The organism is Pedomonas sp., assembly GCF_036515995.1.
Classification (GTDB): Bacteria; Pseudomonadota; Alphaproteobacteria; order Sphingomonadales; family Sphingomonadaceae; genus Pedomonas.
On record NZ_DATBUP010000080.1, the window covers coordinates 1 to 13,609 of the forward strand.

Annotated in this window: 10 protein-coding genes; 9 read left to right on the forward strand and 1 reads right to left on the reverse strand. The window is 63.7% G+C overall.

The annotated features are described in order from the left end of the window. The 8 genes from VIG90_RS06500 to VIG90_RS06535 all read left to right on the forward strand — a co-directional run. Positions 1-903: serine hydrolase domain-containing protein (locus tag VIG90_RS06500; protein ID WP_331592671.1), on the forward strand; the 903-nt coding region annotated here is incomplete at its 5' end. Positions 904-1,067: 164 nt separating this feature from the next. Beyond that, positions 1,068-3,518, forward strand: coding sequence for a serine/threonine protein kinase (locus tag VIG90_RS06505; protein ID WP_331592672.1), 2,451 nt, complete (start codon positions 1,068-1,070; stop codon positions 3,516-3,518). Positions 3,519-4,280: 762 nt separating this feature from the next. Beyond that, positions 4,281-4,970 (forward strand): hypothetical protein, encoded by a 690-nt coding sequence (locus VIG90_RS06510; RefSeq protein WP_331592673.1) that lies wholly within the window; start codon positions 4,281-4,283, stop codon positions 4,968-4,970. A gap of 641 nt (positions 4,971-5,611) precedes the next feature. Further along, positions 5,612-6,091, forward strand: coding sequence for a sigma-70 family RNA polymerase sigma factor (locus VIG90_RS06515; protein WP_331592674.1), 480 nt, complete (start codon positions 5,612-5,614; stop codon positions 6,089-6,091). A gap of 310 nt (positions 6,092-6,401) precedes the next feature. Then, on the forward strand, positions 6,402-6,572 hold the full coding sequence (locus tag VIG90_RS06520) for a hypothetical protein (protein ID WP_331592675.1): 171 nt from the start codon (positions 6,402-6,404) through the stop codon (positions 6,570-6,572). A 1,033-nt stretch (positions 6,573-7,605) separates the two neighbouring features. Then, positions 7,606-9,120, forward strand: a complete 1,515-nt coding sequence (locus VIG90_RS06525; RefSeq protein WP_331592677.1) for a nodulation protein NfeD — start codon at positions 7,606-7,608, stop codon at positions 9,118-9,120. A 3-nt stretch (positions 9,121-9,123) separates the two neighbouring features. After that, positions 9,124-9,930: a slipin family protein gene (locus VIG90_RS06530; protein ID WP_331592678.1), complete on the forward strand. Its 807-nt coding sequence runs from the start codon at positions 9,124-9,126 to the stop codon at positions 9,928-9,930. A 96-nt stretch (positions 9,931-10,026) separates the two neighbouring features. Next, positions 10,027-11,355, forward strand: a complete 1,329-nt coding sequence (locus tag VIG90_RS06535; protein WP_331592679.1) for an aminotransferase class V-fold PLP-dependent enzyme — start codon at positions 10,027-10,029, stop codon at positions 11,353-11,355. A 12-nt stretch (positions 11,356-11,367) separates the two neighbouring features. Here the strand turns inward: VIG90_RS06535 and VIG90_RS06540 are convergent, their stop codons facing one another. Beyond that, positions 11,368-11,640, reverse strand: a complete 273-nt coding sequence (locus VIG90_RS06540) for a helix-turn-helix domain-containing protein (RefSeq protein ID WP_331592680.1) — start codon at positions 11,638-11,640, stop codon at positions 11,368-11,370. Between the two features lie 443 nt (positions 11,641-12,083). On the opposite strand from VIG90_RS06540, the gene VIG90_RS06545 reads away from it, so the two are divergent. Then, positions 12,084-13,226: an NADH:flavin oxidoreductase/NADH oxidase gene (locus VIG90_RS06545; RefSeq protein WP_331592681.1), complete on the forward strand. Its 1,143-nt coding sequence runs from the start codon at positions 12,084-12,086 to the stop codon at positions 13,224-13,226. Positions 13,227-13,609 lie beyond the last annotated feature (383 nt).

Genomic DNA, 13,609 nt, shown 5'->3' on the forward strand with positions numbered 1-13,609 from the left:
TACGAAAGCGGGACTGAGGGAAGCTTTCGCACCCAAGCGCCGGACCGGCCGATGCAGATGATTGATCTGCTGCGTCACACCTCCGGCCTCACCTACGGCTTCCAGCAGCGCACCCCGGTGGATGCCGCCTACCGTGCAAGGCAGGTGGGGGAGATTGCTCTCAACTCCAGCCTTGAGGACATGATCGCCGCACTGACTGGCCTGCCGCTGGAGTTCTCGCCGGGGGCGGCGTGGAACTACTCCGTCTCGACGGACGTGCTGGGTTATCTGGTGAGTCGGATTGCGGGCAAGCCGCTGGATGAGGTGATTGCCGAGCGCATTCTGGCCCCGCTTGGCATGAAGGATACGGGCTTTTGCGTCAGGCCCGATCAGGCCGACCGATTGGCCGCCTGCTACCAGACGACGCCGGAGGGCGGCTTTGCGCTGCAGGACGACCCGGCACGGAGCCCGTACCTGACGCAGCCGGTCATGGTCAGCGGCGGCGGCGGCCTGGTCTCGACAGCGCATGATTATCTGCGGTTCTGCCGCATGCTGCTGCAAGGCGGGCAACTCGACGGCGCGCGGGTGCTCGCGCCCAAAACCATCGAGCTTATGACCGCGAACCACCTGCCCGGCGGGCAGGACATGCACAGCCTCTCCCGCTCCATGTTCAGCGAGTCCGCCTATGCGGGCGTGGGCTTCGGCCTCGGCTTTGCGGTGACCATGGACCCGGCGCGCACGATGCTGGCCGGCAACCGGGGCGACTTCTTCTGGGGCGGTGTTGCCAGCACCTATTTCTGGATTGATCCGCGTGAGGACATGGCGGTCATCTTCATGACCCAGCTGATACCGTCCTCCGCCTATGCCATTCGTCGGGAATTGCGCACGCTGGTTTATGCGGCGCTGATTGAACCCGCATCCTGATACGCTCCCCCCCCTTGCGATGGAATTTGGCGGAAATCCGCGATTCCTGACCTTGAGATGCGGCGTGCCGTTACGCCTGTGACAATAATGCTCGCAACTTGCGGAAGTCACAGCCGTTTTTCCTGCTGCCAGGCTTGGAGACAAGCGATGGAACAGGGGATGCCATGACTGCCGCCGTATGCGCTCAAACCTTGCCAGCCGGAGCGAATGTTCGCGCCTGGCGAGTGGAAAGCGTGTTCGACGCGGCTGGCGACGCCATTGTCTACCTCGTGACCCACAAGGACACGGCTGAAGGCGCCTTCCTTCAGGAATTCTTCCCATCCGGCATCAGCGTGCGGCACCCAAATGGCAGTGTCAGCCCCCGCGCCGGAGAGGCGGGCGAGCAGTTTCTTGCGGGCCGGGAGACGTTCCTGATGCAGGGCGCGGCGCTGGCCGGCCTGTGTGCCGCGCGGCCCGTGCCTCATCTGCCGCGCGTGCGCTCCGTGTTCATGGAGCAGGGCACGGCGTACATGGTGATGGACCGCTACGGCGGCACGCCGCTGTCGACCGAGCTGAACCTCAGGCATCGCCAGCCGGAAGAGCGCCTGATCGCCATGTTCCGGCCGTTGGCGCTGGCGCTGGGACAGTTGCACGATGCAGGCGTTTGCCACCTGCGCATCAGCCCCGCCGTCATCATGCGCCAGAACAAGCGGCTGCTGCTCACCGGGTTTGCGGGCGGCGCGGCCCCGCGCGGCTGGGAGGACGATCCGGACACGGCCTATTGCCCGACCGAGCTGCTGGTGCCGGTGGCGCCCGCCGGGCCCTGGAGCGACGTTTATTCGCTGGGCGCGGTTCTCTACCACTGCATGACGGGCGGCCCGCCGCCCGAGGCGGTCACCCGGCTGGGGCCGATTGACTGGCCTGCCGCCTGTATTGAGGAGTACAGCGCCGAGTTCCGGGACGCGGTTGGAGCCGCCCTCTCGTGCGTGACGGCGGACCGGCCGCAAAGCATGAAGGACTGGTGCGCGGCATGGCCGAGCGTGCGCCCGCAGCCGGATCTGCCTGCAGCCGATCCGATGCCGGATGCCGGGCAGGACGTCTCGGACGCCAGGGCGCTTGTTCGTCTGCCACGCCTTGAGGATGACACCGCGTATGATCTGACCTCAACCCCATTGCAGGCGGACGCGCCGAAGGACGAGACGCCGCGACCGCGCGGGCGGAGGATGCCGTATCTGGGTGCAGCGGCAGTGGCAGGGGGCGTCGCATTGGCCCTTGTGCTGGGGTGGAGCCTGTTCCCGGCAGGCGGCGAGGGATCGGACGCCGCCACGCAAGCTCCGGGCTTCTGGCCCGCGCCTGCAGCGAGCGGCGAACAATCCGCGCCCCTGATGCTGCTGGAGCAGGAAGTGGCCTTTGCGCGGGGTGCGGCCCGGCAAGTGGCTGCGCAGGTGGCGGAAGCGGAGAAGCTGGAATGGCCGGCCGAGCAGATCGAGGCGCTGCGCGGCGTGGAGGCGAGGGCAACGGCCGCCGTCAGGGAGCTTGAGGCTCTCCATGCAGCCCCCGATTCCGCCGGGCGCACGCCGCAGAGCCAGTCCTTCACGGCGGTGCTGGAGCAGCAGCGGCAAGCCATACGCGCAGTGGTGCAGGAAGCCTGGACCATCAGCATTGCCGGATACACGGGCTCGGCCGAACAACTCGTCAGCAACGGCGACGCGAATTTTCATCTGCTGGAGAAGCTGCTGGCCGGGGACAAGCGGCCGGAGCCGACGCTGCTCCTGGGAACGACAGCCTCGGCCCACGGCCTGCTGGGTGCGGCGCATGACAGGATGCAGAGCGCCGTGAAGGCGGCGGCACCGTCTGATCCCCTCATTGCCAGCCGGCAGCTCGCCGAGATCGCCTCGGCATATGAAGATGTCCGCTCCCAGTCGGTCGCGATCCGGGAGGCCTTGCGCCTTGGGCGCGAGCATGCGGCCGCCCGCGAGGCCGAGCAGCGCGTGGCGACACGCGAGCGCAGGCAGTTCCAGTCGGCGCTGGCATCGGCCCGCAGAGCCGTCTCCGAACTGGAGCAGGTGATGCGTGCAACTGCCGGGTCTGATGGCGCGGGCTTGCCGAAGCAGCTGGCACGCGATGCGGCGCTCAGGGTGACGGAGGCGAAGCGGCGGCTGTCGGGCCTTGAGCATATCGTGCTCGATACACCCGATCTGCGGGGCGATCGTCTCAACGCCGCGCTTGTGGAGGTGCGCGAGACGGAAAAGGGTCTTCGGTCGATGTTGATCGAGGTGCGGGGCCGGGCAACGGTTGTTGATACGCCGGAACAGAATCCGGAAGTGGACAGGCTGGTGCGCCGGGCCGATTCACGGCTGGCCCGCAACAATCGCCGGTATAGCGATCTGCAGAAGCTGGTGGCCCAGCACGGCGGGATTATTCAGGTGAAGGGCGGCGACGCGGTCGGACGCAAGGACGTTGGCGGCATCTATCGCGACCTGATGGCCCAGGCCTCGACGAGGGACCGCCTTGCCAAGGCGAAGACGCAGGCAGAGGCCGAAACGCTGTATCAGAAATTCATGCGCCAGCATTCCAAAGTAGACCGTGAGCTCGACCGGATGCTGAGAGCTGCGGCAAAGGCAGAGCGGCTTTGATGCCGCATCCGCAGCTCAGACATGCTTTTGAAATAGCGTCCACGCGAATACCGAAGTTAGGTGTGTTGCCAAATTTCATCATTCGCCAGCGAGAGACGCAGCATTTTGAAGGCAGTTTCAGAATCCAAGTCGCGGAAATGCATTTATTGGAATCCCGCACTCATTGCACTGCTGAGACATCAATAACGCTGGCGAGAGTCCTGCAGAGTCAAGGACTCCCGGATTTACAGGCGTTACAGGCTTGTTTTTATAATTTATCTAAACAGTCCCGGCGCCATGATTAGCGCGCGCGCATCAATCTCTGCGAGTAATATAAAGTTGTTGGCTTAGTTGATTACTTATCCCACAGATGAAAAAAATGCTCTAGATGTGTTGCGTCTTCCAAACATCGATGACATTATCCCGCCAGCGCCACTTTCAGTTACTCGGTTTCGTTCCGTAGCGATTTGCGTCGCACACCGGACTGATAGGACTGTGGCGGCTTTTCTCGTCCTGCTTTGTATTGGCCATTCCTGGGTTCGCGTGCGCGGCACAGATCGCAGACCGTGTTTCGGGGAGTTCAAAGACCATAACTGGCTGCGAGGCTTCAGCGGGGGCGGCGACCATGCCGTAAGCTAGTTGTCCTGGCAGTTGGCAATAAAACAGCAGGCGAGAAAGGACTATCCAATGGCCTTGTGTGATGTGCCTGAGCCGATTGGGGGCAAAGCACCTACCGAATATCCCAAAACAAGAAGAGAAAGAGGGGGGTCAACAAAGGAGAGGTTGATCCTGGCCGCGATTGCGCTCAGTGCCCAGCGTGGCTTCTCCAACGTTCCTTTGCGGGAAGTTGTCGAAAAGGCAGAATGCCACAACATCAGTGCGGTGCATTATCACTTCAAGAACCGCAACGGGTTGCTTGCCGGCATTCTCCAGATGATCGACAAGCACTGGGCTGTGGACATTCCGGGCTATGCGCAGCGGGGCGGCATATTTGATGTACTGCATGCCTTTGCACTGTCTCTGGACGACCTCAAGCGAGCATCGCAGTGGGGCATGACGGTCATCAAGTTCCTGACCCGCCTCGCGATGGATGATGATCCGGCCACGGCCGATGCCGCAACGGCATTTCTCGCGGCCAGACTGAACGCAGTGTTCGATGCAATTGCGCCGCACTGCACGGATATGGACGCGTCAGCGCTCCGCTTGCGGGTGGGTAACGCCTGCCTGCTGCTGCTGACGGTATCCAGCCATCTGGATCGCAGCTGCATGGTCGCGCTTGGCTGCGATAATCTGGTGGAGGTCAAGGAATCTCTCCTGCGGGAAACGGTGACGATGGCTGCCGCCATTATTCACGGCTCAACCCCTGAAGAGACTGCCGAAGCCGAAACCTGGCTGCCGGAGACATCGCGCCGTGCGATGCAAGATCTGGCACCCGCCCGCCAGTCAGCAATTCCAGAGCGGGCTTTGGTTTAACACTCCGACAGAATGCCAGCGGACACACTGCGCCGTCTTGCCCCTAACGGGGCAAGACGGGTGAGCAGGCTCGCACCCCGGAGCTTTGAACTGGCGCAAGAACGCCAGCAGCAACCCGGGCAATGGGTGCCCTGTGCAGTTGCCCGGTGTGAAGGGCGGAGCGGCCAGGATCGTGCGATCGGTGGATCGAATTGCCCGTCTGCAACAGTGCTGTGATGGGGCGTGGCGAACGGCTTCACTTCAGTTTCGGGAAGCCGGATGTGAAGAGCAAAGGCCTCGCCTGCCGCTTCTCGGCGCTGCGGACGTGGGATGGACAGCGTCGCGGCACGGGGCGTGTGTCTGCTGGCTACTGTCGGATGTTGCACCCGGTAGGGTGTGGAGAACCATGGCTGGCCCTGTGCCCCGGGAACGAACTTTGCCAGTCTGATGACGGGACCCGAGTAACAGGGCTCCGTGACAGCGGGGCGTGTATGGGTATCAGGGATAATCGAACCGGCGCGGCAGGTGAAAAAGGAAATTGTCTGCAAAGGGGCGGTCTGCCAGGGGTCGGATCGACATGCCTATCATCATCAAGCGCGCCGTCATCGTCCGTATCAGTGCCGCGGCCTCAGACGCAGCCTACGAGAAAATACGCAGGAGAAGTGCAGGCAATTGCCGCCGCCAGAAATGAATTGCGCCGACAGACTCACTGCCGCCTGTCACGGCAGGACATGGAGGACATTATTCAGGAGGCTTTCGTACGGCTCTATAGCAGGGATGACAGCGCGGGGCCGGTTGCGAATGTCGAGGCCTTTATCCGGCGAACGGTGCGCAACCTTCTGTATGACCGGGTTCGCGCATCGGCGATACCGGAAGTGCCGTGTGACGAGGCCTTGACCGGGCATGCAGATGAGACGGCGTCACCGGAGCGGATTCTGCTTGGACGCCAGGCGTGGGAGGCCGTGGTGCGGGAACTGGAGCGTCTGCCCGAGACCACCCGCACCCAGTTTCTCCAGCATCGGCTGGGTTCGGTGACAGTGCGGGAGCTGGCACAGCAGTACCAGATTCCGCGATCAACGATGTACGAGCAAATTCGAAATGTCATGGATCGCCTGAACAGGGCCGCCCGCCCTTATCTGTAGGCTCGCTGCAAACGGCAGCCCGCTTGCAGAGCCACCGGCAAGGCTGGTGCTGGAGCGCGCTGCCTCTGCAGCAATGCCGGGGAAACTCGGCTGAAGAATGGGGCCTGGCCGGTGGTTTCCATGCGTACTGGCGCTGTCCGGTTTATGGCGTTGCCCTGGGTTGCCGCAGACGAAGGGGGGGTGGAGAAAATATTCTAAATATAACCGGACAACAATGGTCAAATTTCGTCTAAGTCTGTAGAGGGGAATATGAGGGGTCTGAGCGAACCGCGCATGGCGGGGAAGCGCTCAGCGGGGGGATGTCAAAATCATGACGAAGGTCTTCTGGCCTGCAATGCCTGTAACCTGGCTGCATGTTCCTTATGCTGAAAATATCGGCTCCATGGCTGGCATCGCTCCAAGCTCAACAGCTTTGAGGCGAGAAGGCTTTGGCGCGAACAGCCTTTCGTTGACGGTTGTTTGCAACCTGTGCGGGGATTGATCTGAACCTGAACGATATTTGACACCGCAACGCGGACAAACCTGATCCAATTCAGTTCTGCCTGAGCTGTTGCCAGCTCTGGCAAGGGAGACAACAAGACCAGCGGGAAGCAGCCCGATTGTGGGCCCGAAGGAAGATCCCGAAAAAGCGGAAAACGCTATGCTGGTCTGAACTGGAGGCCCGCTCTGGCGCTGAGCGGGCCTCAATTTCTTTGCCTTGGCAGTGAAATCCGGTCAAGCATATTTAGAGAATTGTTCTTAATTGCTTGCAGCGATTAAGATGATGAAACTTATAACAAAATAATATTTTTCCCTATTTTCTGCCGGTTTCACGGCGACCGCTGACTGGCGTGAAACCAAACACCCACCTGATCTGGTGGTTGAGGAGTGCCGTCAGAACGGGCGTCCGGCGGGCAGTCGTGTCTCGGCCGCACGCAAAAATCATATTGGAAAATTGTAAAATTGATTCGTTTGGCTGTGTTCTGGTGCGGCCGTAGTCCTCTTGCGCCGGTAGCCAAACCTGTATCAAACAAGCATTATTGAGGAGGAGGCGCAACCAAGCCTCACATTTCCGAGCGGAGACTTTAAGATTTTTCTGGAATTAATTTAAATAAATTAAATCTCACATTTTCCTTCCGAAAAAAATCAGAACGCAGGATCGCAAAAAATTGCCGGATCACTCGAAGCCGGCAGCCATTCTGCCCACAGCGGTTGCTTGCCGATTTTATGGGGCGCCGGGTGCGGCCCGTTCCGGCGGAGAATGACACGCTGCGCTGAGCTTTCAGAACACCCCTGCTCTCACGGGCCGAACGGACGGAAGGCGTTTGCCCGAAGGTGGAGGCGGCGCAGGCCTCGGGAACGCGCGACAAACCGCAATTGACGGGCAAGAATGGCCGGACAGGGCGCGTGTATGGGGCCGCGCAGGGAACAGGGAAGCGCACCTGCCGGTTTAAAACTGCAGAGGAACCGGCGCGCTTCAGCCAGGTATGGTTGCTTTCTGCGCCAATCGAGACATCGGCCGGAGGACAGGACAGGTGCCCAGTACAGGTGCGAGAGCCGCGCGGGCGGGCCTCCGGCTCGTGTGGCTCGCCATGCTTCGCGCGATGGCTGCCGCCGTGCTTGGCCTCGTGCTGCTCCCCGGCATGGCTCTGGCGCAGCAGGACAGGGCACGCGAGGCAATCGTTCTCGACATCAATGATGCCATTGGTCCGGCCACGCTGGAATATCTGGAGCAGGGCATGGAGGAGGCGGAGCGTCGCCGGGCTTCTCTCCTGATCCTGCGGATCGATACGCCGGGCGGGCTCGATACGGTCATGCGGCAGATCATACGGCGCATTCTGGCTTCGCCCATTCCGGTGGCCTGTTACGTCAGCCCCAGCGGGGCACGGGCGGCCAGCGCCGGAACCTTCATTCTCTATGCCTGCCATGTGGCGGCAATGGCACCGGGCACCAACCTGGGCGCCGCGACGCCGGTGGCGATCGGCGGGGGGGGGGGAGGCGCGCCGCCCGCCAGCCCCTCGCCCGGTGAAAAGCCGGGGCAGGAGGGGGAGGGAAAAGGCACGCAAGGCGGCGGCATGCTCGAGCCCGAACGGGCCAAGGCGACGAACGACGCGGTTGCCTACATTCGCAGTCTGGCCGATCTGCGCGGCCGCAATGCGGACTGGGCGGAACGGGCCGTGCGCGAGGCTGCGAGCCTGCCGGCGAGGGTGGCGCTGGAGCAGAAGGTCATCGACATCGTGGCGCGGGACATGGCTGATCTGATGGCGCAGATGAACGGGCAAGAAGTGCTGGTGGGGCAAACCCGGCTAACCCTTGCAACACAGGATCTGCGGCTGGTGGAAATGCCGCCGGACTGGCGCACGCAGTTCCTGGCGGCCATCACCAACCCCAACATCGCCTACCTCCTCCTGATGGTGGGCCTTTACGGTCTGATCTTCGAGTTCCTGTCTCCGGGCACGTTCGCGCCGGGCGTGATCGGCGGGCTATGCCTTCTGGTCGGGCTGTTCGCGCTCAACCTGCTGCCCATCAACACGGCAGGCGTGCTGCTGTTGCTGGCCGGGGTCGCGCTGCTGGTGGCGGAGGCGTTCGCGGCGTCCTTCGGCATTCTGGGGGTGGGGGGCATTGCGGCCATCGCCATCGGCTCCCTGATCCTGTTCCGGGGCGAGGTGCCGGGCTTCACGCTGGCCCCGGGCATCGTCCTGGCGGTGACAGCCATGAGCGGGGCGTTCCTGCTGCTGATCCTGAAGGTGGGCTGGCAGGCGCACCGTCGCCGGGCAACGACGGGGGACCCTGCCCTGCGCAGCATGGCAGGCGTGGTGCTTTACTGGGAGGGCGACCGGGGAGAGGTGCATGTGCATGGCGAGAACTGGCAGGCGCGGGCGGCGGGGCTGTCGGGGCGTGCGCTCATGCCGGGGCAGGCGGTGCGGGTGACGGGGCGGGACGGACTGATACTGACCGTTGAACCTGTCAATGGCGCAGCGCCAGAGGCGGGCGGGGGACGGAGGAGCGGAATGGGCGGCACCGCGCCGCCAAGCGACGGGAGACCCTGAGCGATGTTCGATTATATTTCCTATGGTTTCATCATCCTGCTGGCGCTGTTCATTCTGGCTTCGGCAATCAAGGTCCTGCGGGAATACGAGCGGGCGGTGGTGTTCACCCTCGGGCGGTTCACGGGCGTGAAGGGGCCGGGGCTGATCCTGCTCATTCCCATCGTGCAGCAGATGGTGCGGGTGGACTTGCGCATGATCGTGCTCGACGTGCCGAGCCAAGACGTCATCTCGCGCGATAACGTCTCGGTTAAGGTCAATGCAGTGCTTTATTTCCGCGTGGTCGACCCGGACCGGGCGATCATTCAGGTGGAAAACTTCATGGCGGCAACCAGCCAGTTGGCCCAGACTACGCTGCGCTCCGTGCTCGGCAAGCACGAGCTGGACGAGATGCTGGCGGAGCGGGACAAGCTCAACCGGGACATTCAGGAAATTCTCGACAGCCAGACCGATGCCTGGGGCATCAAGGTGACCAACGTCGAGATCAAGCACGTGGATATCGACGAGAGCATGGTGCGGGCCATTGCGCGCCAGGCCGAGGCGGAGCGCGGCAGGCGCGCCCGCATCATCAGCGCGGAGGCGGAGGAGCAGGCCGCCCGCAAGCTGGTGGATGCGGCGCACATGCTGGCCGTGGTGCCGGAGGCGATGCAGCTGCGCTACCTCTCCACCTTGCAGGACATCGCCACCGAGAAAAACTCGACCATCGTGTTTCCGCTGCCCATCAACATGCTGCAGAGCTTTATGAGCGGGGTAGGCCCGGCCACGCCGCCCCCCGGCCCGACAGCACCGCCGCCCCGCCCGCAGCAGGAGTAAAAGCAAACCATTTGAACGGCTTCTGTCTTCAGGCGTTGCCCTTGAGGAAGGCTTGCGTTCGCGAGTCCGCGTTCTCGGCAGGAGTTGAATAGCAGTATGACACTCGACAGGCGTGCCCTCCTGACCCGCACGGCGTCCATTCTGGCGGCGGGGCTGGTGGCGGCCTCTTCCGGACCGGGCGATCCGGCGGCGGCCAGCGGGGAAAGGCAGGCGGCATGGGAGGCCTACTGGGCCGGAATTCGCCAGCAGTTTCCCCTCTCTCCGGATTACGTGCATCTGAGCGCGATGTTCATTTCCTCGCACCCCGAGCCGGTGCGCCGCGCGATCGAGGGATACCGGCGGGCGCTGGATGCCAACCCGGCGGTCTATCTGGAGGAGAACAACTCCCGCCTGCGCGGTCTCGCGCTGGAAGCGGCGGGGCGGTACATGGGCGTCGACCCGCGGGACATCGCGCTGACCGACAGCACCACCATGAGCGTGGCGCTGGTTTACAACGGGCTGATGCTGCGGCCGGGAGACGAGATCCTGACGACCAATCAGGATTATTACGTGACCCATGAATCCGTGCGGCTGGCAGCGGCGCGCACCGGCGCGCGGGTGCGCAAGATCAACCTGTATGAGGATATCGGCCAAGTGACGCCCGAGGCGCTGGCAGACCGGGTGCTGCGCGAAGTGCGGCCGGAGACCCGGCTGGTGGCGCTGACATGGGTGCACTCGAGCACCGGGCTGAAAATTCCGGTGCGGATGATTTCAGACGGGCTGGCGCGCATCAACGCCAGCCGCCCGCCGGATGCGCCGGTGCTGTTCGGGCTGGATGCGGTTCATGGCTTCGGCAACCAGAACGAGATGTTCGGCAGCCTTGGCTGCGACTTCTTCATGGCCGGGTGCCACAAGTGGCTGTTCGGCCCGCGGGGCACGGGGCTGATCGTGGCCAGCCCGCGCGGCTGGGCGATGCTGCGCCCGACCATTCCCAGCTTCATCGACGGGGAAAGCTGGAGCGCCTGGCTGCAGCAGCGTGACCCGGTGGGACCGTTTGGCGCCTCGGCCATGATGGCGGGCGGCTTCAAGCCCTACGAGCATCAGTGGGCGCTGGCGGACGCCTTCGGTTTTCACGAGCGCGTCGGGCCCTATTACATCCAGTCCCGCACCGAGCAGCTGGCGACCCAACTGAAGGAGGGCTTGGTGCGGATCGAGGGCGTGACCCTGCAGACACCGCGGCGGACCGACCTTTCAGCGGGCATCGTCTCGTTCGATGTGGCGGGGCTTAGCGCGGATGAGGCGGCGGCCCGGCTGAAGGAGCGGCGGATCGTGGCCTCGGTTGCGCCCTACGCGACCCGGCACGTGCGCCTGACACCCTCGATCTACAACACACCGGGCGATATCGAGCGGGCGCTTGAAGCCGTACGGGCAGTGGCGAGGGGGTAAGGCCGTTCGTTCCTATTCGCCGGGCGTTTGGGCTTGCGCGAGAGGGGCCCCCGTCGCCTCCTCCCACAATCGGTCGAGCACCTCCTGCGTTGCCTGTTCGACGAAACGGAAGGCGAGGGCCGTGCGCGCATCGATCGGCACATCCCCCGCCTCCCATCGCTGGACCGTCCTTGTCTCGACGCCGAACAGGCGGGCAAGCCGCTCCTGCGTCAGCTTGAGCGTGCCGTGAAGCCGGCGGCCTTTGCGAATACCCCTGGCTTCTGCACCGCTTAACCTGGTCAGCATCATCTCTCCTCTGGTCAACCCCGGAAAGGGTACGCCCTTCCCGGGGCCTGACCTTATCTCCTGAACCGGATATTGATAGAAATCTCAATCCGGGATAGGATGAGGGCCAGAAGGATCAGGACGTCCATTCCATTCTCCTTCTGAACGTGATGGGAGCAATCCCGCCAATCACCGGGTCGGCCCGTCCGATCCGGTGATTTCGTTTCTAGGCCATAAAGACTATTCTGCGCAATAAAAACGCGACTTAATGTCGTATTCCTAGAAGCCTTGGCGATGGGTTCCGGCTGACGAAACACGCCAAATCAGGACGGACCGTTTCCACTCCGGCATATTCACGGTGCACAGGAGGGCCCCCACCTAGCACGGCACTGATTGCTTTCCGGCCGCCTGTGCGTTGTGCGGCTGAGAGCGAATTCTGTCGTATTCAGGAAAGGCCAGGATCCATGACGAAACCCCGACTGTTCAGCCCGCTTCAGCTGCGCGGCGTGACCCTCCGCAACCGGCTTGTGGTCGCGCCGATGTGCCAGTATTCGGCCCTCGATGGCTATGCCAACGACTGGCATCTGGTGCACCTTGGCCGCTTCGCGCTTGGCGGCTTCGGCATGGTGATGGTGGAGGCGACGGCGGTGACCCCGGAAGGGCGCATCACGCCGGGAGACGTCGGCCTGTGGGACGATGCGCACATTCGACCCCTGGCGCGCATTGCCGAATTCCTGCGGGAGAACGGCGCGGTGCCCGCCATCCAGATTGCCCACGCCGGGCGCAAGGCTTCGTGCGCGCGGCCGTGGGACGGTGACCTGCCGCTGCCCGCCGAGGACCCGCAGGCCTGGGAGACGGTAGCCCCGAGCGCGGTGGCGTTCGATGCGGGCTGGCCGACCCCGCGCGCGCTCAGCATGGAGGATCTGGCCGAGTTGCGCGACAGCTGGCGGCGCGCGGCGGAGCGGGCGCTGGAAGCCGGGTTCGACGTGGTGGAGGTGCATGCAGCCCACGGCTACCTGCTGCATGAGTTCCTCTCTCCGCTCTCCAACAAGCGGGAGGACGACTACGGCGGCTCGCTCGCCAACCGCATGCGCTTCCCGCTGGAAGTGGTGGAGGCGGTGCGCTCGGTCTGGCCGCAGGACAAGCCGGTGTTCGTGCGCATCTCCTCGACCGACTGGGTGGAAGAGGGCTGGTCGGCGGAGGACTCGGTCGCGCTGGCCGCGCGCCTGAAGGCGCTGGGCGTCGACGTGGTGGACTGCTCCTCCGGCGGCATGTCGGTGCCGCGCGGCGCGGTGAAGGCCGGTCCCGGCTATCAGGTACCCTTTGCTGCAAAGGTTCGGGACGAGGCGGCGATTGCCACCATGGCGGTGGGCCTGATCACCGAACCGCAGATGGCCGAGACCATCATTGCCGAAGGTCAGGCCGATCTGGTGGCGCTGGCGCGTGAGGCGCTGGCCAACCCGCAATGGCCGCACCATGCCTACCACGCGCTGACCGGCGACCGGCAGGACTTCCACGCCTGGCCGGTGCAGTCCGGCTTCTGGCTGCGCAACCGCGAACGCGCCCGCGCCAAGGCGGAAGCCGAGCGGCTGAACGTGGCGGATTAAACTCTGAGGGGCCGTTCCGCAGACGAAGCAAGGGGGTTGGGCGCCCTTGCGATCGCCCTTCGTTGAAACGGGTCGCGCGTTTTCCTCAAAATCATTCTAAAATTAGAAGGCGGCGCAGGTTGAGGGGGGGCGCGAACAAGGCGTTGACAGGTGACGCGTTCCCGCCGTGCTGAAATAGGCAAATACCTATTGACAGGGGGGGGTGTGATTGCTATAAACCTGTCCCCTAACAAGAGCGGGGACAGTGCCGCCACGCGGGGGAGGGGTTATGGTGATGGGGCCGGTGTTCGTGTTGGTTCTTGGGCTGGTGCTGATTGCGCTGGCCGGGTGCGCGGCGCCGGCACTCGGGCGGATTGCCGGCGTGCGCGTTTACCGGGGCCGGG